A 21,824-nucleotide genomic window follows, 5' to 3' on the forward strand; every position below is an offset into this window, starting at 1 on the left:
GCATAGGCCCCGGCCTTAGAGGCTGCGGAAATACTCCACCGTGCGGGCGATGCCCTCGGCCACATCCACCTCGGGCCGCCAGCCGAGCACCGCCTGGGCACGACTGGAGTCGAGGCAGGAGCGGGGCACATCGCCCACCCGGGCCGGCTCGAAGCGGGGTTCATCCGCCACTCCCACCGCCTGGGCCACGAGGCTGTGCAGGGCACGGTCGGTGGTTTCCACCCCGGTGCCGATATTGAAGCGCATTCCCGAGCCCTGCTCCCCGGAGGCGGCCACGAAGGCGCGCACCAGATCGCCCACATACACATAGTCGCGGGTGTTGCTGCCCTCGCCGAATACCACGGTGGAGGCACCAGCCAGCAGATTCTTGCTGAAGATCGCCACCACCCCGGCCTCGCCGTGGGGATCCTGCCGGGGGCCGTAGACATTCGCCGGGGCGATATGCGTGCAGTCGAGCCCGTAGAGGCGGCGATACATGTTCAGATAGGTTTCGCCACCCACCTTCGAGGCCGCATAGGGAGACATCGGGCGCACCGGCTCCTCCTCGCTGACGGGGAAGGACTCCGGGCGGCCATAGATAGCACCGCCCGAGGAGGTGTAGACCACCTTGCGCACCCCAGTCTGACGCGCCGCCTCAGCAATCCGGATCGTAGAAATGGTGTTCATCTCGGCATCGAATACCGGATCAGCCACCGAGGAACGCACGTCGATCTGCGCCGCCAAGTGGAAGATCACCTCGGGACGATACTCCCTGCACACAGCAAGAAAATCACAGCTGAGCACATCATCTTCGAGCAGTGTCACCTGCCCCGTCTCCAGCGCATCGCGCAGGTTGTCCCGTCGGCCATGGGAGAGATTATCCACCACAACCACGCTATCGCCGCGGGCCACGAGCGCATCCACCAAATGGGAGCCGATGAAGCCAGCGCCGCCAGTAACAAGAGTGTTCATGCTGAAAATCGTAGTACTCTTCGGCGCGCAAGCGCGATACCGCCGCCAGCAGCTGCCCGCCCTCGTGGCAGGAGGCAATCTATTCACGCGCTAAGCTCGCTAGGAGAACGCGAGGTGCCCACCGCGCCCGCGCTTACTGGCGCACCGAGTCCGAGAAAGGGGGCGAGCAGCCTACCGTGGAAGAGATCGTATTCCAGTGGCTGGAGCCACTGATGGCCTCCCCTTGGATCTATCTGCTGCTCGGGGGCGTCACCCTCGGCGATGCGATCGTGCCCGTGATCCCCGGCGAGCTGCCCATGAACCTCGCCGGTGCCTACTCCGGTATCTTCGGCTTCCCGCATCTCATCCTCATCATGATCTGCTGCGCCGCTGGGGCGATCATCGGCGATAATATCTGCTTCATTTTAGGCCGCAGTCTCACCCGTGCCATGGGGTATCTCCGTAAGCGCAGCCGCCTGCAGAAGGCCATCACCTGGGTGAACGATAATCTCTACCGCCGCGATGCCTCGGTTATCGTGATCGCACGCTTCATCCCTGGGGCGCGCTGGGTGGTCACCGTGATGCTCGGCTCCAGCCACTACTCCCACGCCCGCTTCGCCTTCTTCGACGCCATCGGGGTGATTATTTGGGCAGTACAGGGCACGTTATTCGGCTATCTCGGCGGCTGGGTATTTCGGGAGCAGCCGCTGATCGGCTTGGTCTCCGGCATGGTGCTGGGGGTGGTCTCAGGCCTCGTGGTCGAGCGCCTCAGCCACCGCTTTGCCCGCCACCTTCCCGAGCACACCACCGCCGCGGCCGCCCAGGCCGCTAACTGCGAAAAGTAACCGCCTCAGCAGGCAGCTGATCCAACTCCCAGCGCTCCAGAATCTCCGCCGTGGAGCGGGCCCCAGGAACCCCGAGCGATGCACCGAGCGCCTGCACCACATCAGCGGTAGATCGCTGCTGCTCCATCTCACGCAGGGTCACCGCGCCATCGCGTTTAGCGAGCCGCTTGCCCTGCTCATTGAGCACCAAGGGCACATGCAAATACAGCGGCGGCTCATAGCCGAGCAGCCTGGCGAGATAGGCCTGTCGCGGGGCAGAGGACAAGAGATCATCGCCGCGCACCACATGGCCCACGCCCTGGTAGTGATCATCGACCACAACCGCGAGGTTATAGGCCCAGTCGGGGGCCTGGCCGCCGCGCCGCAGCACGAAGTCATCCACATCACCGCGATAGCTGCCGGCCCAATAGTCCTCCACTGTGGCGGAGGTGGCGTCGCTACGCAGCCGCAGCGCGGGGTACCGACCTGCGGCGCTGAGCTGCTCCCGCTTCGCACGACGCTGGTCCTCATCCAGATCACGGCAGGTGCCCGGATAATGGCCGGGGATGGCGTGCGGTGCCGAGGCCGCATGCGCGATATCCTTGCGCGAGCAATAGCACTCATACACCAGCCCCCGCCCGCGCAGGGCCTCCACCACCTGCTCATAGGCGGAAAAACGCTGGTGCTGGTAGAGCACGTCCCCATCCCAGTCGAGGCCGAGGCGGGCGAGATCCTCCAGCTGCGCCGCCGCCGACTCCAGCGAGCTGCGCTGGGTATCGACATCCTCAACCCGCAGCAGAAAAGGCAGCCCGTGCGAGCGGGCCACCAGCCACGAGATCAGCGCGGTGCGCAGATTACCGAAGTGCAGTTCTCCGCTTGGCGACGGCGCGTAGCGGCCAGCACCGCCGATACGGGCATCAACGGTTCCACTCATGCACATCAATCCCTTGGGCCGGCATCTGCTCCTGCAGCTCCTCCGCCGAATATGTGATCGCATACTCCAGCTCCTCCGGCGTGAGCAGCAGCAGCTGCAACGGCAGGGTGAGCTGGCCATGAGAGCGCCCGGTCTGCTCGGGTTCTTCCCACAGATGGGGCACGCCCTTCTCCCATAGCTGCGGCGCGACCAGAAGCCCGTGGCGGGTGGACAGCTCCGGCATAAGATCGGCGAGGATGGCACCCGGCTGGGGTGCCACCTGCGAGTCAGCCTCGCTCAGCGCCGCGAGAGCGCGGCCCAGCGCCTCGTGCAGCTGATCTCGGTGGGCATCCGTGGTCTGCAGAATCAGCTCCACCCGAATATCTGCCTCGCTCAGCGGGTTCTGTGCCTCGGGCGGGGCCACCGCCCGCAGGCCCGTATCCACCGTGGACATATCCAGGGTGACTGCGGTGGCCCGATGGTCAGAAGAAAAGGTGGCGGCGCGATGGCCGGCGACGCTGTATTCCTGCCATTCGGGCTGTTCGCCCAGCTGGAAGAGCTGCGCAAACCAGACACTGATCTCTGCTGTGTTCATTCCTCCAGTGTGACACATCCACCGCAGCCGAACCGGCATCTGCACGGGCATAAGCGCAGCTGCTGGCGACGGCCCAGCGCACGACTCCCCCGCCCCGCGCGCTGCGGGAACGAGGGAGATGCCTGTACAGAGGAAGATTTAGTGCGCGAGCTTTTCTACCGCGGCGAGCAGCACACAGGTGGCCACACCATCCATGGCGACCTGGACCTCATTCAGCGGCGGCATCGAGGGGGCGAGGCGGATATTACGATCGTTGGGGTCCTGCTTGAGCGGGAAGGTCGATCCAGCGGCGGTGAGCTTGATGCCGGCTTCCTTGGCCAGCTCCACCACGCGAGAGGCGGTGCCATCCACCACGTCGAGGGAAATGAAGTAGCCGCCCTCCGGCTTCGTCCAGGTGGCGATGCCGAGCCCGCCGAGGCGCTGCTCGAGAATCTCCAGCACGCTGTGGAACTTCGGCGCCAAAGAGCCGGCATGCTTGCGCATCACCTCGCGCACTCCGTCAGCAGAGCCGAAATAGCGGGCGTGGGCCAGCTGATTCACCTTGTTCGGGCCGATGCCGCGAATACCTGCGTGGGAGGCGTACCACTCCAGGTTGGCGGCGGAGGAGGCGAAGATGGCCACGCCCGAACCGGCGAAGGTGACCTTCGAGGTGGAGGTGAGATACCAGAAGCGGTTGGGGTTGCCGGCCTTCTTGGCCATCTCGAGCACATTGTGGTTCTCGGGGAATTCATCGAATACGTGCACCGCATAGGCGTTGTCCCACATGATGCGGAAATCAGGTGCCGCGGTCTCCATCTCGGCGAGCTCTCGGCACACATCCTCGGAGAAGGTCACACCGGTGGGGTTGGAGAACACCGGCACCGCCCACATGCCCTTCACGCTCGGATCCTTCACCAGCTCGCGAATGGCATCCATGTCCGGGCCGTCCTCGAGCATGGGCACGGTCACCATCTCGAAGCCATAGTGCTCGGTGATGGAGAAGTGGCGGTCATAGCCGGGCACCACACAGATCCAGCGCAGCTTCTCCTCCTGCGACCACGGGCGCGGGGAATCACAGTTACCGAAGGTGTGGGTCCAGCTCATGATGTCGAACATGATGTTGAGGCTGGAGGAATCACCGGCGCATACCTGGGAGACATCGAGCCCGAGCAGCTCGGCATAGATCTCGCGGATATCGACGATGCCGTTGAGGCCACCGTAGTTGCGGACGTCGACCCCATCGGCGGTGCGATAGTCGCCCTTCCCAGGCAGAGCCAGCAGCTCTTCCGCGAAGTCGAGCTGCTCCGCAGAGGGCTTACCGCGGGTCAGATCCAGCTGCAGGTCGCGCTGAACGAGCTCCTCATAACGATTGCGCGCATCGGCGGCAATCTCCTCGAAGTCCTGTTGCTTCATATCCTTCAGTTCGGTCACGTCGCGACCCGCCCTTCCGTATTTCTGGTTGTTCTCGTGGTCAGTCACGCCACAGGTGATAGTCGTGGGCGATCATTTCCGCCCTTACTCTACTGCTCGGTCTGTCGTTTTTCTATGATCGCACACAGATGAGCAGCGGATTCTAGCCCTGCAGGGCGCGGTAGTCGGCTGTCTCATCCTCGCCCGCGTGGCGACGTCGAGGCGAACTATGGCAAAACAATGTCGAGCAGCGACATCGATGGAGTGGTCGATCCACCCGCAGGTTCTTGGCTAATCATGATTGACTGCGCCTGCGCGACGCCGTCAAGCTCCACGTCCATCTCGGGCAGTACCTCTGCGGATTCCATCACGCCGACGGAACGGGGACCGGCATCCTCCACAAGCCACATCTGATAGGCCTGATCCGGTGGCGGTGCGGGAACATCGCGCAACATCACCTTCGCCGTGTCGGCGCCTGGGGCATACTCCACAGTCACCGTGCCGCCAGCTACCTGGCGTTCACTAGTGCTCACCTCGGACTGCTCAGTCTCTGAGCGATCGGAGGAGGCATACATGGTGGTGAAGGTAATAGTGCCGATGACCAGCACCACCACGGCGCTGGCGCTCGCCAGCAACAGCGGCAGCCGGCGCCGTCGAGTCGCTTGGGTGTCCACCGTGGCCACGGGAGCAATATCTCGGCGCAGGCGCTCCCACGCAGCCTGGGCATCAGGCATATCGACATCGGAGTTGAGGCCGGCGAGGACATCTCGATACTGATGCTGGAGATGAATGAACTCGTCATTATCTGCCACACCCAGTTTTCTTTGCTCATCGAGCGGCAGCGACCCTAAGGCCGAGAGGGCGGCCAGCGCCTCTAGTTCCTCCCGCGATGGTTGTTGTGTAGTCATGAGCCCATACACCTCCTTAAAGCTTTCATTGCATCTCGTAAACGAGTTTTGATCGCCGAATGAGAAGCTCCGAGCAGATCAGCTACTTCTTGGTACGTCAGCCCTTCAAAATACGTTAGAGAAATTGCCTGACGCTGTTTTGGGGTGAGTTGTTCATAACACTCGGCTAGTTCTGCATGCTCATCAATACGAAGCAGATGAGTATCTGCCGCATCCACGGACTGAGTTAGGCTCATGGACTGGGCATATTCAGCGCTACGGCGATGGTGGGCTTCTCTGGTGCGTACGACATCAACTGCTCGGCGATGTGCCATGGCGAGAACCCAGCCCTCGGCAGATCCTCTATGCGAGTCGAATGACGAGGACTTTTCCCATACCGATAGCCATGCTTCGTGAGCGGCGTCTTCCGCCAAATTGCGGTCAGTGAGAATGCGAAGCGTTAGTCCGTAGACGCGCTTATGCAGAAGTGCAAAAAGTTGCTCAAAAGCCTGTACGTCCCCCCGCGAGGTGGCCTCGAGCAAAGCGTCGAGGTGAGATTTAACGTTAGGCACAGGGCCAAGCCTACACACGAAAAGAATATTTCGAGCGACACCCACCCGATCCCTCTTTGGCTCCGAACACTTTGTGAGGGCAACAAAATAGTTGCCTGTTTTCAAAACAACGAAGTGGATTTATATGCAACTTAATCGCCACCCAATTTTCACCGCAGCCGCTATTCTCGGCGCCACCGGGATTATGCTCAGCGGCTGTACCGCCGATGACTCCGATAGCGCTGAGACAAAGGACAGCACCTCCAGCACCTCCAGCATGGCCAGCTCTGAGGACAGCCCTTCCAGCGAGGCTGAGGCTGAGACCGAAGCTGAGACAGAGGCTGCATCCAACGCTCCGCGCGGCCCGCTATGCCAGGCATATGCCGACGCCCACCCGGACGGCCCCGCCTCCCTCGAGGTCATCGCCGGCCAGAACATAGTCGAGGCGCTGCCGAATATTCCCGAGCTTTCCACGCTCACCGCAGCACTGACTGGAGAACTCAACCCAGACGTCAATCTCGTCAGCACGATACAAGGCGGGGAATGGACCATTTTTGCCCCGACCAACGACGCATTCGAGAAGCTTGACCCAGCAACCATCGAAGAGCTGAAGACCAACTCCGACATGCTGACCAGCATTCTCACCTACCACGTTGTTGAAGGCCAAGCCGACATGAATGCGGTCGTAGGCGAGCACTCCACCGTTGAAGGCTCAATGCTGACCGTCACCGACGGTGATCCAATGATGGCCAATGACGCCACCGTGGGCTGTGGAAATGTGCCCACCGAGAACGCTCGGGTCTACATCATCGACACCGTCCTGATACCGAACAAGTAATTTTTCACCCTCTCAAAGGAGAAACTTCTATGAAACGCTTCACCAAATTTGCTGCCATGACCGTATTGGGTGGCTCCATGATTCTCGCTCCGGCCGCTGCCCAGGCCGGCACCCTCGAGGATGCCCTCCAGCCCACCCTCCCGGGCTTTAACGTCGCTGGTGCTCTTCCCCAGTGGGATGTTGAGAATGGCCACGCTCACGCCAAGGCTGATGACGCCATCGCCCTCGGCATCTCCGTGCTCAATGGCTCCGCTACCGCCCACGCCTCCAACTTCTCCGGCCCCGCCGCTATCGCTGTAGGCGAGGGTGCAGTAGTAGAGGCCCACGGCGTTCAGCCGGGCCTCGCCATCGGCATCGCTGGCCCCGACACCATGGTCACGATCGACGGCACCACCCCGGTGGTCTGCGATGGCCAAGCCGGTTTCGCCGGTGACTTCCAAACCCTCACCGGCTGCGCCGCCTACCCCAACATCGACGGCAGCACCCAGGTCATCCACTTCAACGACGGCACCGCTACCACCCCGTTGACGCTGCGTTAAGCTGACGCCTTCAATCCCCCGCAGGACGTATCCTGCGGGGGATTAGTCCTGTCTCGGGTCAGGGGAGCTTCTCGTCGCGGGCACAAAGATGCCGCCACCGCCTCGCCGCTCGCCGCATACAATCGCGGTGCGGGTCGTGTGCCGCCTGCTAGTATGTATTACAAGCTACTATGTACGGCAAGTACATTCCAGAAGAACAATGAGGACATCATGAACACATTCGACGCTGTGCAGGATCTGCCCACGTACCTGCTGGTCCTTCTCGCCCTTCTCATCGTGTGCCAGCTCGGCGCGATGGTGTGGGCCCTGCTCCGGCTCTGGAAAGATAAGCGCGAGCGTATCGCTGGGCTGCCTCGCTCGATCTGGACAGCCATCATCCTTATGGGACAGCTCCTCGGCCCTGTTGTGTTCCTCATCATGCACATCAGGGAAGAGCGGGCGATGGCTGAACAGGAGCGTTTCCATCGCGCCCAGAAACAGCAACCACGTGACCACGGCACGGGCGTCTCGTCTGTGATCGACGGTGTATATAAGGAATAAACCACCATGGAATGGGCAATAACGACGACGAAGCTGTGCAAAAACTACGGCAGCCACCGCGTGCTCACAGACGTGGAGCTGCGGGTACCACGGGGCGCTGTTTATGGCTTCGTCGGGGCGAATGGGGCCGGAAAAACCACCACGATCCGGATCCTATTAGGCCTTGCCGCTGCCAGCAGCGGGCAGGCCACGGTGCTGGGCACTCCTCGCGGCACCTTGCCGCCCACACCACGAGGAGGGGTCTCGTATCTTCCCGATGTGCCACAACTCAGTCCGTGGCTCGGCGCCACAGACGCCCTCATCACACTTGCCCGCCTCGATAATGTGCCATCGGAGGTGGCGTCGCACAGAGCTACTGAGCTACTAGAACTCGTAGGGCTGACACATGCACCGGGCACAGTCGGCGCGTTCTCGAGGGGAATGAAGCAACGGCTAGGGATCGCCGCGGCACTGATTACTGCACCGACCCTGCTGATCATGGATGAGCCCACCAGCGCTCTGGACCCCATGGGGCGTGCGGACGTGCTGGCGATCATTAAGGAGCTGAGAGGGCACGCAACCATCATGTTTTCCTCCCACATTCTGGCGGATGTCGAAAAAGTATCCACCCACCTTGGAGTGCTCCATCGCGGCCGGCTTCTCGCCCAGGGGCAGATCGACGAGCTTCTCGAATCACACGGGATGCCGCGGGCACACTTTGCCCTCAGCACCCGCGCCGAGCACGCCGAGCGCATCGCCGCAGCCATTCACGCAATCGACCCGCAGTCACGCATCGAACCGCAGCACCAGGGACTCGAGCACTTCTACGCACGCCTCACCAAGGGAAAGGAGGAGCAGTGATGGCGTCTCAGCAGCTACTGCCCCTATGGCGCTACCACGGTGTGCGGCTACTGCGCTCAACCAGCACGTGGGTGATGCTCGCGCTCATCGTGGCGATGGCAGGCACCCAGGGCGTGATTAGCTCGCATATGCCCGAGATCATGAGCAGTCTGGCTGGGCCAGAGATGACCGAGCTTCTGGCCGCCACGATGCCTGAACCATCGTGGCACCACTCCTATGCAGGATGGATGAAAAACCTGGCGCAAATCATCACGCTCGGGCTGCTCACCATCAACGCACTCGGATACGCGCAGCTGAGCAGCAACGGCGATGTTCCTTTTATTCTGACGAAGAACCTGCGACGCTCCTACTACCTAGCGACGGGGGCTATCTCTACGTGGTGCGCCATCTTTGCTTATGCGGTCATCGGGGCGACATTCACGTGGGCAGGCACCGCACTGGTATTTTCTGACGCCCCCTATCTCCCAGTCCTCGTTGCCAGCCTGGTGTGGGGTCTAGAAATGACGCTCATCAGCGCAGTCCAGCTCCTCGCCACCACACTAAAACCAGGTATCGGAGCCCCAGTACTGGCCGGAGTCGGGCTCTATCTTCTCATTGCAATCGGCGGGACATTCGACAGAATTGCCGCCTATAGCCCACTGGGCCTGTCGCGCCTGAGCACTGAGATCTCGAGCCAGGACGCGGTAGAGGCCTGGCTGATTCCCGTGGGGAGCTCACTGAGCCTAGTGCTCGTGGTGTTCCTGTGGGGAATCTACAGATTCAACCGCTGCGAGCTCGGTTAAGCACCGCGCCGCCCCACTGAAGGACATAAAAAAATCTCCCGGCGCATCTATCAGGATGCGTCGGGAGATTTGTCAGTGGCGGAGGATGTGGGATTTGAACCCACGAGGGGCGTGAACCCCGCACGCGTTCCAGGCGTGTGACATAGGCCGCTAGTCGAATCCTCCATGCCAAACACAAGCGCAGAGCGCCTCTGTTCGCTAGATACACTACACACACTCGACCACAAACCCAAAAACGCCTTGTCAGCCGCCCTCTTTTCGCCGGTCAACCAGCAGCCCGGCGCGCCGGTCGCCCCAGAGCCCGCCGAGATCGCCTACCTTATTGCTTCTCACGCTTGGCTATTGCTACAGTGGTACACGGATTCCACGCGGCGTCCATCTTGTGAACTCCCCCAGGGCAGGAATGCAGCAAGGGTCAGCGAGCTCTGACGGGTGCGTGGGATCCCTTTATTGTTTCTGGGGTAGGTTCCCGGCGCCGCTTATCGACGCCACGAGCACGCCGCTCCGCACTACTGAGTGGCGAGAATATCCTCCACGATCTCCGCGGCCGCCTGGCCGGAGGCGATAGCGCCATCTGTGGACGCATTGCCGAATTGATCGCCGCAGGCCACCACCAATTCATGCCGCAGCGCGCGGTCGCCGCCCGGCTCGCTAGGGGCCACGGCGGGCAGAGTATCGGGCACATCGTGGGTGGCCACACAGCGCCACGCGGTGGTGTCCACCCCGTAGATCTCACCCAGGTGGCGGCGCGTATCCTCCTCGCTCGGCTCGGTATCATCGCTGAGCGTCAGCGCGGCAATGAGATGCTGGCCGGCCGGCGCATACTCGGGCGCGACATGGCTCACCACGCAGGTCGTGGTCACAGGTCCATATTCTCCGGAGGTACCACGCCCGTCGATATGCACCGCAGCGGTATCACTGGGGGCCTCATCGGCGGCGAACCAGAAGGTGCGCGTGCCATGCATCGCCGGGGTATCAGTACCCATCAACTCAGCCGAGGACTCCAGTCCGGCAGCGAGCACAATGCTGCGCGCGTGCAGCTCTGTCTCTCCCACCCACATGGTGGCCGTGGTGGTATCGATTCGGCTCACCGGCTGGTTCAACCGCACATCTAGGCCCTCAGCCATGATGCGCGGCAGGGTGCGCATGCCGCCGCTCGGCAGGCCAGGAGTACCGGCCATGAACATCGACAGCAGCCACGCGGTGTGCCTAAAGGAGGTACTGCCCTCTCGTTCTGCCACCACGCCAGCGAGGAAAGGATCGAGAACGTGGCGTCGTAAAGCGCCACTAAAACCGGCCTTATCGAAGGCCTCGGCGCGCGTGGTATCGGCGCTGGTAATCCCCTTGAGCAGGCGCAACGCGGCGAGATCCTCCTTGGCCACCAAACCAGATTTCAGCACGGCGGGCAGCGCCTGCGGCCAGCGCGTGGGGTCGTTGAGCTCCACTAGGTCGGACTCGGTGCGCACCCGTAGCGCGCGGGGAAAGAACGCAGCCCGAGCCGCGTGATGTCGATGCTGGCGCGCAGGTGACGGTAGGCGGGGTTTAAGATTTGGAAGCCGCGGTCGACGAGGAAGCCATCGACCTCCTCGGTCGTGATGCGGCCGCCGAGGCGATCGCTCGCCTCGAGGACGATGACGCTGTGGCCGCTGTCCTGCACGGCGCGGGCAGCGGCCAAACCGGCCACGCCGGCGCCAATAACGATGACATCATAGGTGGTCATAGGCGGTGTGCTCCTAGGATTGGGGAAAGGAATCTAGAGCTCGACGGTGCCGCTATCGCCCGAGGGGCGCTCATCGGAGACGAGACCAGTAAATGTCCGAACCATCAGGGAGGGGCGCGAGGGGCTTTCCCAGTACTGGGCGGACTCGCCACGCACGATCAGAACCACCTTGTCGGTGTTCTCGGGGTGTTCGCCCTCCTCCGAAAAAGCATCGGTGCCCGGGCCCCAGAGCTCGGCGAGCAGCTCGGTGTCGTGGGAAATCTCGCCCACTCCCGCAACGGAGACGAAAGACATGTCATCGTTGAAGGCCAGATTCACCTGCGCCCCATCTGCCTGCTGGGCGGTATCGCCCTCCTGGGGAAGGATAAATACGATCTCGCCGTTGTCGCGGACCGCCTGGACCGTCATGGGACGAGACACCAACGACCCAGCGCTATCCGTGGTGGTGACCATGGCAAAACGCGCCGAGCGGATGAGCTCGCGCACTGTGCGCCGCTGCTGTGCAGCGCGATCGGTGGAGTCAGGGGTGGATTGTGATGTGTGTGTAGCACTCATAGGGCCATCCTAGGCGTCATTCGGCACTGCCGACGCGGGCTGGGGATGGATGGCCAACCTCTCAGCCCAGTTCAGTCCGCCTCCCGCAGCTGGGCATCGAGCGCCGTCAAGGCGCTGCGCACACACGCGATCTTGAGCCCACCGCTGATCACCGGCCACGCCCACGGTGCGGCTGCACCCACAATCTGGCGTCGCTCGGGCCGAAGCGCCGACCAGAACGTGGCATGCAGCGCCAGCAGTGCCATGACTTGTGCACCACATAGCTCCGCCCGCGAGGCCACCGAGAACGCCTGCGAGAGATCTGCCTCCTGAGGTGCCTCCGAGCCGCGGCGCCCCGTCAGCTGCGGCAGCACTGCGATAACACCGACGATCCCCGCCGGCAGGGCCGCCGCCACGATCCCTGGACCCCATTTCTTCGGCTGGCCACCCAGCGACCACTGGACGGGCGCCGTCTTGAGACTCGCCACCGCGAGGGCGCCAGCAGCCACGCCAAGACCGCCGATACGCGGCCCGAGCTGCAGCACGCGACGCCACCTAGCAGGAATATGCTCGGCGAGATCCGGCAAGGAATCATCGGGGCGAATCCAACCCGCCTTCACCGCCACCGCCCCGAGGTTGAGATCCCAGCCCAACCCCAAGGTGCGGGGCACAAACAGACGCGGATTTTCCGGCTCGAAGTTATCGAGCACCGCATCTCGATCCCCCGCCCAGAACGAGGACACCGGCAGCCCACACACGCGCCGCTGCCCATCCTCGTCGAGAGTCCACCAGTTCATTGTGCTCACTCATGCCTTCCGTGTTGTTGCCGCCACCGCCGCCGCGAGCTGCTCCCATTCCTCTGCCAGCTGCACGAGGCGGGTGCGCCCAGAAGTGGTGAGCTCATAGATTTTGCGCGGCGGCCCTATAGGAGACTCCTCCCACGAGGTGCCCACCATTCCGGTTTTGCGGAGTCGAGCGAGCAGCGGATAGACCGTGCCGGAGGAGACCTCGAGGCCCGCCTCCACGCGCAGCCGCTCGAGCACCTCGCCGCCATAGGATGCTCGTTCCTGCAGCAGCCCAAGCACAACCAGCTCGATAGCTCCCTTGCGCAATTGCGATTCCGCCATATAGCCCCCTCGCCCAACCTAGTAGCGTGTCATACACAGTAGCTGCCGAAAAGACACCCACCAAGAAACACCTGCGGGCGCCGCCTAGTCCCGCAAGAGATGGCGCGCCACACCCGTGGGGCTGCACCCGTTATATGGACGGGGGAGTCTCGGAAGTATGCCCCTGGAAAAGGGTGTACTCGATGACGTCAGTAGGAAGATCCGGCCGCCATCGTTCATGCGCTGCTTCAACCACATCGAGATATGAGGTGTAGCCGGCAGGTGTCCAGCCTGTCGTTGTCTTCCACCCCAGGGACTGCGCCACCCTCCTATCGAGAATGAGCGGGTGCCGGGTATCGCTTGGGCTAGGCTGCCCCGCGGCGAAGTACAGCAGCTTGGTGAAGAAGCTAGGCCCCAACCCTGTAATCTTTGCTGGTCCCGAACGATAGAACAGTGCATAGCCTTCGGCCGCCGGCACTGTCGACGCAGCTGTGATCCCCTCCACGAGCCTGCCGGGCGCGTCGGGCTCGTGGAGGGGACGAACACTTCGAGAAATCTGCAGAGCACTCGTCCCAGCACCCCAGGAGCAGACAGCGACGTAGAAGTTCACGGCGTCCTCTTCGGTCTCCACGGATTGCCCGATCTCGAACAGCCTCTGCCGAGACACCGAAAGGGCCGGCTCCTTTCTCTCCAAGAACCACGGCAGGGGAAGTTCCGCCGGCCACTTCTTCTTCCACGATGCGGGGTAAAAGCTGACTGTCTGCTCCCACACGGTCTCTGGGGATACAGCCTCCTCCGGTGCGCCCAGAACAGCGAGAGCAGCCCTCAGAGCTTTCTGCGATACCGCCATGACATCTCCTCCACAGACCCGACCACCACACGGACACCACGTATCTCCAGCCTCAACTTACAACGCCTGTGCCTGTGCCACAGCGATTGTGCTCAGCTCGGCTGCTCATACCCACTGGGCACTCCACCCAATCGGCTCTTGTCACTGGCGGAGAAGAGTCCACTCCGCTTCGCGTCCCGATAGGCTTATACAACAGATCTGTGTCGCAACCCCAGCCCCGCCAGAGTCCCTGGAGAGCCTGTACCGAATCCGGCTGGGATAAAAATCGGAGGATGTTTCGATGAATGGCAAGCAAGTTCGGCTCTACCTCGTCGACGGCACCGTCGGCGGGCTGATGACCGCCGAGATTCTCAACTGGACTGGGCACATGCTCCGGGCACGCCGCAAGGACCTCGCTAGGCTCAAGAATCGCGAGGAAGCCCAAAGAACTGGCGTTTACGTCCTCTTCGGCACTAATGAGGACGGTGAGCGGGCCGCCTATATCGGCGAGGGCGACAATGTCATCAAACGGCTGGAGAATCACAACGCCCGCAAGGACTTCTGGGAAGACGTCGTCATCATCACATCCAAGGACATGAACCTCACCAAGGCCCACGTGAGGTACCTCGAGTCGGAGCTGATTACACTCGCTAAGTCCATCGGTCGGATCTCCCTTTACAACAGTGTCTCCCCGAGCGGCGGAGCTGCCCTGCCCGAGGCTGATCAATCCGACATGCAGTACTTCATCACCCAGATACGGATTCTCATGCCGGTTCTCGGCTTCGATATCTTCCGAGGCCGCACCACCCCACTGACGATCCCCGAGGGGTCCACTGCCCCAGTCGCTCCTGCGCCGACTGATGAAGCCTCTGAGTCTTCGGACAGCCCCGTCTTCTACTTTAGAAACCGGAAAGGGGCCGACGCCCAAGCACAGCTCATCGATGGCGAGTTCACTCTCTTGGCAGGCTCCATCATCCCCGCGGCCATGAAGGACAACCCCGCTTGGTCCGATTCGACGAGGAAACAATTCACCAACCGCCAAGCCCTGCATGCGACGATCGTGGAAACCTCCAGACCCGGCCCCACACCGGATCTAGTCCAGCTAGTGAAAAACGTCGTGTTCACCTCCCCTTCCGCCGCCGGGGCCATCGTCTCTGGCTGGGTATCCGCGAATGGGCGGACCCTCTGGAAGACGGAGACAAGACAGACCCTGGGCGATTGGGAGGAGGGGCAAGAAACGACCACCACCGCAGGTCGAGGCCACCAGCCATAAGAAAAAGCCCCACCTTCCTTTCCCGGAAAGTGGGGCTGACCTGCTTTTTCAGTGGAGCCGCCTGCGAGAATCGAACTCGCGACCTTCTCATTACGAGTGAGATGCTCTACCGACTGAGCTAAGGCGGCCGGTATCACGACGCCAGAGGCGTCGCCATTACCGACTGGAAGTGTAGCGCACCACAGCGCACATTCCTAAATCCGCCCGTCGGCTACTGCTCCACCCCATACGCCAGCCGGAATTTCCCGATCATCGCATCCAACGCCACCGTGGGGCGCACATTAAATGTCAGCATCTCCCGGCATTCCGCAATCGCATCGATGCAGCGCAGCAGCCCCGCCACCCCCACCTGTTCGGCGAGATCGCGCGAGAGCCCCGCAAAATCTGGGTGCGTCAGGCTTGTCGACGCCGCGCTCGCCACAATGATCGCATCCCTATACAGTCCAGCGAGGTCGGTGAGAGCCAGATCGAGCGCATCCTGGGTGGAGCGGGTCCGCCGCCGCTTCTGCTGCTTTTCGAGCTCTTTCAGCTCGCCCCTGCTGCCCCGCAGCGCCGCGGCGGTTCCCTTGCCCCGCGAGCCCATGCCGAGGGACTGCTTCAGCTCGTCTGTTTCCTTTTCATTGTGGGCGGCGAGGGTGCTCTCGGTTTCGTCTTCGATCACTTTCACCAGCGCCGCCACGTCTTGGAAGGCACTGGAGCCGTGGTTGACGAGTTCCGCGAGCTGCAGCACTCGTGCCCGTCGTTTCTGCGCCTGGGTGTCGGTGGCGAGGTGCCGGGCGCGGCCGATGTGCCCGCTGGAGGCTGCCGCCGCTAGGTGCGCGGCCTGCTCGTTGGCCACCCCCTCCCTCATCAGTAGCTCGGCCACGTCCTCGGGGCTGGGCATGGGGATATAGAGGTGGCGGCAGCGCGAGCGCAACGTCACCGAGAAGTCCTCAGGGTCGGTGGAGGGCGCGCAGAAGATCATGACGGTGCGCTCCGGCGGCTCCTCCACAGTCTTCAGCAAGGCATTGGAGGACTCCGATCCGAGCCGGTCGGCGTCTTCGATGATGATCACGCGCCACCGCCCGTGGGTGGGCGAGGTATTGGCCAGCGGGACGATGCGGTCGCGGACCTGGGCCACGGGGATCACCACGCCCTCGGGCACGAGGTGAAACACATCGGGGTGGGTATCGGCGAACACCATCCGGCAGCCCTCGCACTGCCCACAGCCATAGCCGCCTGGGGTGTCACAGACGAGCGCGGCGGCAAAAGCTCGAGCGGCCACTGATCGTCCAGATCCGGGTGGGCCTGTGAGGAGCCACGCATGGGTCATGTGCTCGGGGTGCGAGGCGGCGTCGACAAGCGCCCGTGTCACGCTCGTCGCCCCAGCGAGGCGGTTGAATACTTCGGAGCTCACGACAAACTAGCGTAGCTCACCGAAACGGAGATCAACTGATTAAAGTAATCACTATGAATCGATTGGCACGGGCACTGACATGGCTCTGGGGAACTGCGTGGCCGCTCTATGGCGCCACTGTTCTCGGGTCGAACCTCTTGGGTGCCGTGGCCATCATGGCGTTCATCCACTACCTCATCCCGCTGCCTGAGGGCACGAACTTTGGCCAGTCGCGTTTCGACGTCGCCTCCATCGGCATCTTCTACGTGTTCTTCGCCATGATCGTGGGGGCCATCGCCACCTACTACCTCTTCAAACCGGTGCTGATGTGGCAGCGCCACCCCGATGAACATGACCGCAATATGGTGCGCAATCTGGTGATGCGCATCCCCGTCTATCAGGCGATTATTGCGGGCGTGGTGTGGCTGATCGGTATCGCGATTCTCACCATCGTCGCCAGTAGTGTCTCGGGGCGTTTCGCCGCGGTGATCTTCTTCGCTACCTTCCTTGGCGGCTCCGCGGTTGTGCTGCTCACCTATTTCGAGGCGCAGCGCCTTGTGCGTCCCGTGGCCACCCAAGCTCTGGCTCGGCGCTTCGAAGATTCCACCCTCGAGCCGCCCGTGTCGCATCGCATGCGGCTGACGTGGCTGGCCACCACCGCCATGCCCATCGTCGGCATCATCTTGCTGCTCACCGGGCAGTCGGTGGGATATTTCACCACCGAGCCCGCCGACATTCTGCCCGCTATTCTGGCGCTCTGTGTGGTGGCGCTCATCACCGGGCTGCTCGCGACCACCCTGCTGATCATGAGCGTGGTGGATCCCATCATGGAGCTGCAAGACGCCATCAACCGGGTGCGGCGCGGCGAGAAGGACGTGGCCGTGGACATCTACGACGGCTCCGAGGTGGGTGTGCTCCAAGCCGGTTTCAATGAAATGATGCGCGGGCTGCGCGAGCGCCAGCGGGTGCGCGATATCTTCGGCCGCTATGTCGGCGCCGAGGTGGCCAGCCGCGCCCTCGAGGAACGGCCCACCTTGGGCGGCGAGGACCGCAAGGTGGCGGTGCTCTTCGTGGACGTTATTGGCTCCACCACCTTCGCCGTGCACCACACCCCCGAGCAAGTGGTCACCGTGCTCAATGAGTTTTTCGAGCACGTGGTGGAATCGGTGCATGAGCACCGCGGCATCATCAATAAGTTCCAGGGAGACGCCGCCCTCGCCGTGTTTGGGGCGCCGGTATCGCTATCTGATTCCACCGGTGCCGCCCTAGCCACGGCCCGCGATCTGCAGCGCCGCCTCAAGGACAGCCAGCTGGAATGCGGTATCGGTGTCGCAACCGGCCACGTGGTGGCCGGGCATATCGGCGGCCATGACCGCTTCGAATACACCGTGATTGGTGATGCGGTAAACCAGGCCGCCCGCCTCACCGAACTCGCCAAGGACACCCCTGGCAAGACCCTGACCTCTGCCTCCACGCTGCGCGACGCCAACGAGGCCGAGCAGGCCCGCTGGACCGTGTTGAAGTCTGTGGAGCTGCGCGGGCGCCAAGCGATGACGCAATTGGCGCGCCCCATCCGCCCCACCTTGGCGGAGCGTTCCTAAGTGCCGAGGCGCGGCAGAATCTCCCGCACCATCAGTGGGGCGCACTCCACGCCATAGTCGGATAGCCGGTGCGGATCCATCCACAGCAGCTCCTCGATCTCAGCGGCGGGCGCGATGGCCGCGGCCTCGGCCGCGCTGAGCAGACGGGTGCACACAAAGACATCCGCTGAGACCACCCAGCCCGCCTCATTGGCGGCTGGGGCCTCGAAATACCCGAGCGAGTCCAGTTCCTCCGGCGTGAGCACGAGCCCGATCTCTTCGCGCAATTCCCGAATGCCGGTGTCTTTGGGACTTTCGCCCGGTTCCGGTTTCCCGCCGGGCTGCATGAACCGGGTGGTGCCGCGCTTACGCACGGCGAGCACGTGGCCGTGTTCATCCCGCACCACCACGGCTGTCACCCGCACCACGCCTGTAGCCATTACTTCGCCGAACGCCGCCGCGATCCGGCCTTCACCACGTTCTTGGTGGTGCGCTTCACCGACTTCTTGCTGCTTTTCTTCGTGGCTTTCTTGCTGGCTTTCTTGCTCGCCTTCTTCCGCGACTTCTTAGCGGACTTCGAGGCCTTGGGGTTCTCCGCCTCTTTCGCGCGCCGCTCAGAGAGCAGCTCGCAGGCGCGAGCATCCGTCATGGTTTCTGGGGTATCGCCCTTGCGCAGCGAGGCATTGGTGGTGCCATCGGTGACATAGGGGCCGAAACGGCCGTCCTTGACGGACATGGGCTTGCCCGAGACATCGTTATCGCCCAGCTGCTTCAGCGGCGGCTTGGCGGCGGCCCGGCCACGGCGCTTCGGCTCGGCGTAGATGCGGCGCGCCTCCTCGAGGGTGATGCTGAAGATTTGCTCTTCATCGCCCAGCGAACGGGAGTCATTCCCCTTCTTCAGGTAGGGGCCATAGCGGCCATTTTGGGCGGTGATGAGCTCATTATCGGCCGGGTCCACGCCCACTTCGCGCGGCAGGGACAGCAGCTTCAGGGCTTCGTCGAGGGTCACCGTGGCCGGCTCCATCGAGCTAAACAGCGAGGCCGTGCCGGGCTTGAGGCGCTCGTCGATGATCTCGCGGACCCGCTTTTCCTTCTGCTTCGCCGCAGTCTTGGTCTCCCAATTCTTGGCGCGCTTGCCCTCCTTGGCGCGCTCGGCGTCCTCGGCCGCGCGCTCCTCGGCGATGATCTGCTCCGCCACCTCGAGGATGTGGCTTTCCTCATCGTTGGTCACCAGCTCCGTCACATAGGGCCCATAGCGGCCCTCCTTGGCCACCACCATGCGACCATTCTCTGGGTTACGGCCCAGCTCACGGCCGCCCTGGGGGGTGGCGAAGAGCTTTTCCGCTGCCTCGAGAGTGATCTCATCGGGGGTGGTGGAATCCGGCAGGTTCGCCCGCTGATATTCGGGGCTGCCATCCGATTGGGTGCCAACAACGCGCTCCAGATAGGGGCCATAGCGGCCCACGCGCACCACGATGGGGCGCCCCTGCTCGTCATCAAAGAGGGTCAGGGAATTAACGGAGCGGGCGTCGATGCTCTCCAGGTTGTCGTCGATAAGCGACTTCAGCCCACCGGAACGCGCGATCGACTCCGCCGTGTTCTCAGATGCGGCCTTGTTGCCAAAGTAGAAATCGCTCAGCCAGTGGTGACCATCCTCATTACCCACGGCGATATCGTCGAGCTCATCCTCCATGGAGGAGGTGAAATCATAATCCACCAATGCCGAGAAGTTGGACTCCATCAGCCCCACGACGGCAAAGGCCACCCACGAGGGCACAAGCGCATTGCCGCGGGGGAAGACATAGCCGCGATCCTGAATGGTCTTGATAATCGAGGCATAGGTGGACGGGCGACCAATACCGAGGTCTTCCATCTTCTTCACCAAGCTCGCCTCGGTGTAGCGAGCCGGAGGATTGGTGGCATGGCTTTCCGCATGCACGTCCTTGGTGCGCAGCTCATCACCGGAGCTGAGACGCGGCAAACGCTTCTCGGCATTATCGGCAACATTGCGACCATCGGCGAGACGCGAGGTCTCTACATAGGCCTTCAAAAAGCCGGGGAAGGTGATCGAGCGACCGGTGGCGGAGAACTCCACCTCTTGGTCCCCGGACGACAACTGGGCGGTGCCCGCGATGCTCACCTTCATGGAGGTGCCCTTGGCATCCGCCATCTGGGAGGCCACGGTGCGCTGCCAAATCAGCTCATAAAGCTTGAACTCCTCGGCATCCAGCTGGCCCGACAGGGAAGCCGGGGTGGCAAAAGACTCGCCGGCGGGGCGGATCGCCTCGTGTGCCTCCTGGGAGTTCTTCACCTTGCGGGAGTACTGGCGCGGGCTGGAGGGCACATAGCTCTCGCCATAGAGTTCCCGGGCCTGCACCCGAGCAGCCTCCTGGCCGGCACGCGACAGCGTGGTGGAGTCGGTACGCATATAGGTGATATGACCGTTTTCGTAGAGGCGCTGCGCGATGCGCATCGTCCGCTCCGAGGTGTAATGCAGCTTGCGCCCAGCCTCCTGTTGCAGCGTAGAGGTCATAAACGGCGGATAGGGCTTGCGGGTATAGGGCTTTTCCTCCACCGCGCTAACCCGCAGGGGCTGGCCCTTCAGGCCCTCCTCGAGGGCCTCGGCGGTGGACTTATCCACCACCACAACATCATCCGGCTTACGCAGCGCGCCAGCATCGTTGAAGTCGCGGCCCTGGGCGATGCGCTTGCCCTCCACCCCGGTGAGCTTCGCCTGGAAATCACGCGGCTCATCGGCCTTCGCGTGCTGCGCGGCCACCTCCGCCACCAGATCCCAGTACTCGGCCGAAACAAAGGCCATGCGCTCGCGCTCGCGCTCAACGATCACGCGGGTGGCCACCGACTGCACGCGGCCTGCGGACAGCCGCGGCATCACCTTCTTCCACAGCACCGGCGAAATCTCGTAGCCATAGAGGCGGTCGAGGATACGGCGGGTCTCTTGGGCGTCCACCAGATTCATGTCCAACTCGCGGGTATTTTCCGCGGCGGCCAGAATGGCGGGCTTGGTGATCTCATTGAACACCATACGGCGCACGGGGATTTTTGGCTTCAGCACCTCGAGCAGATGCCACGCGATGGCCTCGCCCTCGCGGTCGGGGTCTGTGGCCAAGTAGAGCTCGTCTACCTGCTTCAGCTTCTTTTTAAGGTCGGCGACCTTTTTCTTCTTATCGGGGCTCACCAAATAGAGCGGGGCGAACTCGTTGTTCACATCCACGCCCAGCCGAGCCCACGACTCCTTCTTGTATTTCGCGGGGATGTCCGCAGCACCACGCGGGAGGTCACGAATGTGCCCCACCGATGCTTCGACGATGTAATCATCGCCCAAATACGGCTGGATCTTCCTCGCCTTGGTCGCCGACTCGACAATCACTAGGCGCTTCGTTCCTTCAGCCACGGTTACCTTTCCTCGCGTGGTGCAGCCACGGTGCCGTCTAGCGGTACTCGCGGCTGCTGCTCACGTGTATTGGAGCTATCTCAAGATGGTTAGTGAGGTGGGCGGTGCTGCGCATGTAGCGGTCACTCCATGCCGCGGGCGCGTCTAGGACGCTCGCGCTACCGCACGATCCGACCACGATGAACACTAGTCACATTCCACGCGTCACCGCGCAGACACATCTGCACCAGTACCCATCTTCTTTATCTGTGGTCATTTAGCGTACACAGTAATATATGGGTCTTCCACGGTGCTATCTGGGGTACCAGCAACGGGGGACGCCATGCACTGGCACAAGCGCAGCACAGCCGGCGATCGCGCGAGC

The 21,824-nt window shown here is 62.7% G+C and carries 21 protein-coding genes, 2 tRNA genes, 1 other RNA gene and 1 pseudogene; 9 read left to right on the forward strand and 16 right to left on the reverse strand.

Annotation, left to right across the window (positions count from 1 at the left end; translation table 11 throughout):
- Nucleotides 1-15: 15 nt before the first annotated feature.
- Nucleotides 16-951, reverse strand: a complete 936-nt coding sequence (locus GBB11_RS08655) for a GDP-mannose 4,6-dehydratase (protein WP_151549649.1) — start codon at nt 949-951, stop codon at nt 16-18.
- 176 nt (nt 952-1,127) lie between these two features.
- Here GBB11_RS08655 and GBB11_RS08660 point away from each other — a divergent pair, with 176 nt between their 5' ends.
- Nucleotides 1,128-1,775, forward strand: a complete 648-nt coding sequence (locus GBB11_RS08660; RefSeq protein WP_151529367.1) for a DedA family protein — start codon at nt 1,128-1,130, stop codon at nt 1,773-1,775.
- On the opposite strand, the gene gluQRS is transcribed toward GBB11_RS08660, so the two are convergent.
- The 5 genes from gluQRS to GBB11_RS08685 form a co-directional block, all read right to left on the reverse strand.
- Nucleotides 1,759-2,694 carry a tRNA glutamyl-Q(34) synthetase GluQRS gene (gluQRS, locus tag GBB11_RS08665; RefSeq protein WP_151549650.1) on the reverse strand — a complete coding sequence of 312 codons (936 nt, stop codon included), beginning with the start codon at nt 2,692-2,694 and terminating at the stop codon, nt 1,759-1,761. The genes GBB11_RS08660 and gluQRS overlap by 17 nt on opposite strands.
- Nucleotides 2,672-3,262 carry a suppressor of fused domain protein gene (locus GBB11_RS08670; protein WP_192796358.1) on the reverse strand — a complete coding sequence of 197 codons (591 nt, stop codon included), beginning with the start codon at nt 3,260-3,262 and terminating at the stop codon, nt 2,672-2,674. The genes gluQRS and GBB11_RS08670 overlap by 23 nt, the downstream gene beginning before the upstream one ends.
- Nucleotides 3,263-3,400: 138 nt before the next feature.
- Nucleotides 3,401-4,654: an aminotransferase class I/II-fold pyridoxal phosphate-dependent enzyme gene (locus GBB11_RS08675; RefSeq protein WP_192796362.1), complete on the reverse strand. Its 1,254-nt coding sequence runs from the start codon at nt 4,652-4,654 to the stop codon at nt 3,401-3,403.
- A gap of 224 nt (nt 4,655-4,878) precedes the next feature.
- On the reverse strand, nt 4,879-5,559 hold the full coding sequence (locus GBB11_RS08680; RefSeq protein WP_151549653.1) for an anti-sigma factor: 681 nt from the start codon (nt 5,557-5,559) through the stop codon (nt 4,879-4,881).
- Nucleotides 5,556-6,110, reverse strand: a complete 555-nt coding sequence (locus tag GBB11_RS08685; RefSeq protein WP_192795965.1) for a sigma-70 family RNA polymerase sigma factor — start codon at nt 6,108-6,110, stop codon at nt 5,556-5,558. The genes GBB11_RS08680 and GBB11_RS08685 overlap by 4 nt, the downstream gene beginning before the upstream one ends.
- Before the next feature lie 124 nt (nt 6,111-6,234).
- On the opposite strand from GBB11_RS08685, the gene GBB11_RS08690 reads away from it, so the two are divergent.
- From GBB11_RS08690 to GBB11_RS08710, 5 genes are all read left to right on the forward strand, one after another.
- Nucleotides 6,235-6,927, forward strand: coding sequence for a fasciclin domain-containing protein (locus GBB11_RS08690; RefSeq protein ID WP_151549655.1), 693 nt, complete (start codon nt 6,235-6,237; stop codon nt 6,925-6,927).
- A 29-nt stretch (nt 6,928-6,956) separates the two neighbouring features.
- The gene (locus GBB11_RS08695) at nt 6,957-7,466 is read left to right on the forward strand and encodes a hypothetical protein (RefSeq protein ID WP_151549656.1); all 510 of its coding nucleotides are present in this window, start codon (nt 6,957-6,959) and stop codon (nt 7,464-7,466) included.
- Nucleotides 7,467-7,676: 210 nt separating this feature from the next.
- Nucleotides 7,677-8,006, forward strand: coding sequence for a hypothetical protein (locus GBB11_RS08700; RefSeq protein WP_151549657.1), 330 nt, complete (start codon nt 7,677-7,679; stop codon nt 8,004-8,006).
- 6 nt (nt 8,007-8,012) lie between these two features.
- Nucleotides 8,013-8,846: an ABC transporter ATP-binding protein gene (locus GBB11_RS08705; RefSeq protein ID WP_151549658.1), complete on the forward strand. Its 834-nt coding sequence runs from the start codon at nt 8,013-8,015 to the stop codon at nt 8,844-8,846.
- The gene (locus GBB11_RS08710; protein WP_151549659.1) at nt 8,846-9,628 is read left to right on the forward strand and encodes an ABC transporter permease; all 783 of its coding nucleotides are present in this window, start codon (nt 8,846-8,848) and stop codon (nt 9,626-9,628) included. The genes GBB11_RS08705 and GBB11_RS08710 overlap by 1 nt, the downstream gene beginning before the upstream one ends.
- 76 nt (nt 9,629-9,704) lie before the next feature.
- Here the strand turns inward: GBB11_RS08710 and GBB11_RS08715 are convergent.
- Nucleotides 9,705-9,793, reverse strand: a tRNA-Ser gene (locus GBB11_RS08715).
- Between the two features lie 191 nt (nt 9,794-9,984).
- Between GBB11_RS08715 and ffs the strand changes: the two genes are divergently transcribed.
- Nucleotides 9,985-10,079, forward strand: an RNA gene (gene ffs / locus GBB11_RS08720) — signal recognition particle sRNA small type.
- Between the two features lie 58 nt (nt 10,080-10,137).
- Here the strand turns inward: ffs and GBB11_RS08725 are convergent.
- From GBB11_RS08725 to GBB11_RS08745, 5 genes and pseudogenes are all read right to left on the reverse strand, one after another.
- A pseudogene (locus GBB11_RS08725) lies at nt 10,138-11,348 on the reverse strand (FAD-dependent oxidoreductase).
- A gap of 33 nt (nt 11,349-11,381) precedes the next feature.
- A complete protein-coding gene (locus GBB11_RS08730) occupies nt 11,382-11,903 on the reverse strand; it encodes a pyridoxamine 5'-phosphate oxidase family protein (RefSeq protein WP_151549660.1) in 522 nt (173 codons plus the stop codon).
- A gap of 71 nt (nt 11,904-11,974) precedes the next feature.
- The gene (locus tag GBB11_RS08735) at nt 11,975-12,679 is read right to left on the reverse strand and encodes a DUF5808 domain-containing protein (protein ID WP_225979216.1); all 705 of its coding nucleotides are present in this window, start codon (nt 12,677-12,679) and stop codon (nt 11,975-11,977) included.
- Between the two features lie 9 nt (nt 12,680-12,688).
- Complete coding sequence (locus tag GBB11_RS08740; RefSeq protein WP_151549662.1) at nt 12,689-13,009, reverse strand: PadR family transcriptional regulator; 321 nt, start codon at nt 13,007-13,009, stop codon at nt 12,689-12,691.
- 130 nt (nt 13,010-13,139) lie between these two features.
- Nucleotides 13,140-13,838 carry a hypothetical protein gene (locus GBB11_RS08745; protein ID WP_151549663.1) on the reverse strand — a complete coding sequence of 233 codons (699 nt, stop codon included), beginning with the start codon at nt 13,836-13,838 and terminating at the stop codon, nt 13,140-13,142.
- A 280-nt stretch (nt 13,839-14,118) separates the two neighbouring features.
- Here GBB11_RS08745 and GBB11_RS08750 point away from each other — a divergent pair, with 280 nt between their 5' ends.
- Nucleotides 14,119-15,090: a GIY-YIG nuclease family protein gene (locus tag GBB11_RS08750; RefSeq protein ID WP_151549664.1), complete on the forward strand. Its 972-nt coding sequence runs from the start codon at nt 14,119-14,121 to the stop codon at nt 15,088-15,090.
- A gap of 52 nt (nt 15,091-15,142) precedes the next feature.
- Here GBB11_RS08750 and GBB11_RS08755 read toward each other — a convergent pair.
- Both GBB11_RS08755 and GBB11_RS08760 read right to left on the reverse strand, forming a co-directional pair.
- Nucleotides 15,143-15,218: transfer RNA gene (locus GBB11_RS08755), tRNA-Thr, on the reverse strand.
- A gap of 83 nt (nt 15,219-15,301) precedes the next feature.
- Entirely contained in the window at nt 15,302-16,486 is a 1,185-nt protein-coding gene (locus GBB11_RS08760; protein WP_151549665.1) for a DNA polymerase III subunit delta', read from the reverse strand.
- Between the two features lie 53 nt (nt 16,487-16,539).
- Here GBB11_RS08760 and GBB11_RS08765 point away from each other — a divergent pair, with 53 nt between their 5' ends.
- A complete protein-coding gene (locus GBB11_RS08765; protein WP_151549666.1) occupies nt 16,540-18,066 on the forward strand; it encodes an adenylate/guanylate cyclase domain-containing protein in 1,527 nt (508 codons plus the stop codon).
- On the opposite strand, the gene GBB11_RS08770 is transcribed toward GBB11_RS08765, so the two are convergent.
- Both GBB11_RS08770 and topA read right to left on the reverse strand, forming a co-directional pair.
- On the reverse strand, nt 18,063-18,485 hold the full coding sequence (locus GBB11_RS08770; RefSeq protein WP_151549667.1) for an NUDIX domain-containing protein: 423 nt from the start codon (nt 18,483-18,485) through the stop codon (nt 18,063-18,065). The genes GBB11_RS08765 and GBB11_RS08770 overlap by 4 nt on opposite strands.
- The gene (topA, locus tag GBB11_RS08775) at nt 18,485-21,460 is read right to left on the reverse strand and encodes a type I DNA topoisomerase (protein WP_151549668.1); all 2,976 of its coding nucleotides are present in this window, start codon (nt 21,458-21,460) and stop codon (nt 18,485-18,487) included. Before topA ends, GBB11_RS08770 begins: the two co-directional genes overlap by 1 nt.
- Nucleotides 21,461-21,824 lie beyond the last annotated feature (364 nt).

This window comes from Corynebacterium sp. 74A (assembly GCF_008930665.1).
Lineage (GTDB): Bacteria > Actinomycetota > Actinomycetes > Mycobacteriales > Mycobacteriaceae > Corynebacterium > Corynebacterium megadyptis.

What these genes read in the sequence shown, in the direction of transcription:
- GBB11_RS08655 (WP_151549649.1), bottom strand. Translation starts at nt 951, where the DNA reads ATGAACACTCTTGTTACTGGCGGCGCTGGCTTCATCGGCTCCCATTTG.
- gluQRS (WP_151549650.1), bottom strand. Translation starts at nt 2,694, where the DNA reads ATGTGCATGAGTGGAACCGTTGATGCCCGTATCGGCGGTGCTGGCCGC.
- GBB11_RS08670 (WP_192796358.1), bottom strand. Translation starts at nt 3,262, where the DNA reads ATGAACACAGCAGAGATCAGTGTCTGGTTTGCGCAGCTCTTCCAGCTG.
- GBB11_RS08675 (WP_192796362.1), bottom strand. Translation starts at nt 4,654, where the DNA reads ATGAAGCAACAGGACTTCGAGGAGATTGCCGCCGATGCGCGCAATCGT.
- GBB11_RS08680 (WP_151549653.1), bottom strand. Translation starts at nt 5,559, where the DNA reads ATGACTACACAACAACCATCGCGGGAGGAACTAGAGGCGCTGGCCGCC.
- GBB11_RS08690 (WP_151549655.1), top strand. Translation starts at nt 6,235, where the DNA reads ATGCAACTTAATCGCCACCCAATTTTCACCGCAGCCGCTATTCTCGGC.
- GBB11_RS08695 (WP_151549656.1), top strand. Translation starts at nt 6,957, where the DNA reads ATGAAACGCTTCACCAAATTTGCTGCCATGACCGTATTGGGTGGCTCC.
- GBB11_RS08700 (WP_151549657.1), top strand. Translation starts at nt 7,677, where the DNA reads ATGAACACATTCGACGCTGTGCAGGATCTGCCCACGTACCTGCTGGTC.
- GBB11_RS08705 (WP_151549658.1), top strand. Translation starts at nt 8,013, where the DNA reads ATGGAATGGGCAATAACGACGACGAAGCTGTGCAAAAACTACGGCAGC.
- GBB11_RS08710 (WP_151549659.1), top strand. Translation starts at nt 8,846, where the DNA reads ATGGCGTCTCAGCAGCTACTGCCCCTATGGCGCTACCACGGTGTGCGG.
- GBB11_RS08730 (WP_151549660.1), bottom strand. Translation starts at nt 11,903, where the DNA reads ATGAGTGCTACACACACATCACAATCCACCCCTGACTCCACCGATCGC.
- GBB11_RS08735 (WP_225979216.1), bottom strand. Translation starts at nt 12,679, where the DNA reads ATGAACTGGTGGACTCTCGACGAGGATGGGCAGCGGCGCGTGTGTGGG.
- GBB11_RS08740 (WP_151549662.1), bottom strand. Translation starts at nt 13,009, where the DNA reads ATGGCGGAATCGCAATTGCGCAAGGGAGCTATCGAGCTGGTTGTGCTT.
- GBB11_RS08745 (WP_151549663.1), bottom strand. Translation starts at nt 13,838, where the DNA reads ATGGCGGTATCGCAGAAAGCTCTGAGGGCTGCTCTCGCTGTTCTGGGC.
- GBB11_RS08750 (WP_151549664.1), top strand. Translation starts at nt 14,119, where the DNA reads ATGAATGGCAAGCAAGTTCGGCTCTACCTCGTCGACGGCACCGTCGGC.
- GBB11_RS08765 (WP_151549666.1), top strand. Translation starts at nt 16,540, where the DNA reads ATGAATCGATTGGCACGGGCACTGACATGGCTCTGGGGAACTGCGTGG.
- GBB11_RS08770 (WP_151549667.1), bottom strand. Translation starts at nt 18,485, where the DNA reads ATGGCTACAGGCGTGGTGCGGGTGACAGCCGTGGTGGTGCGGGATGAA.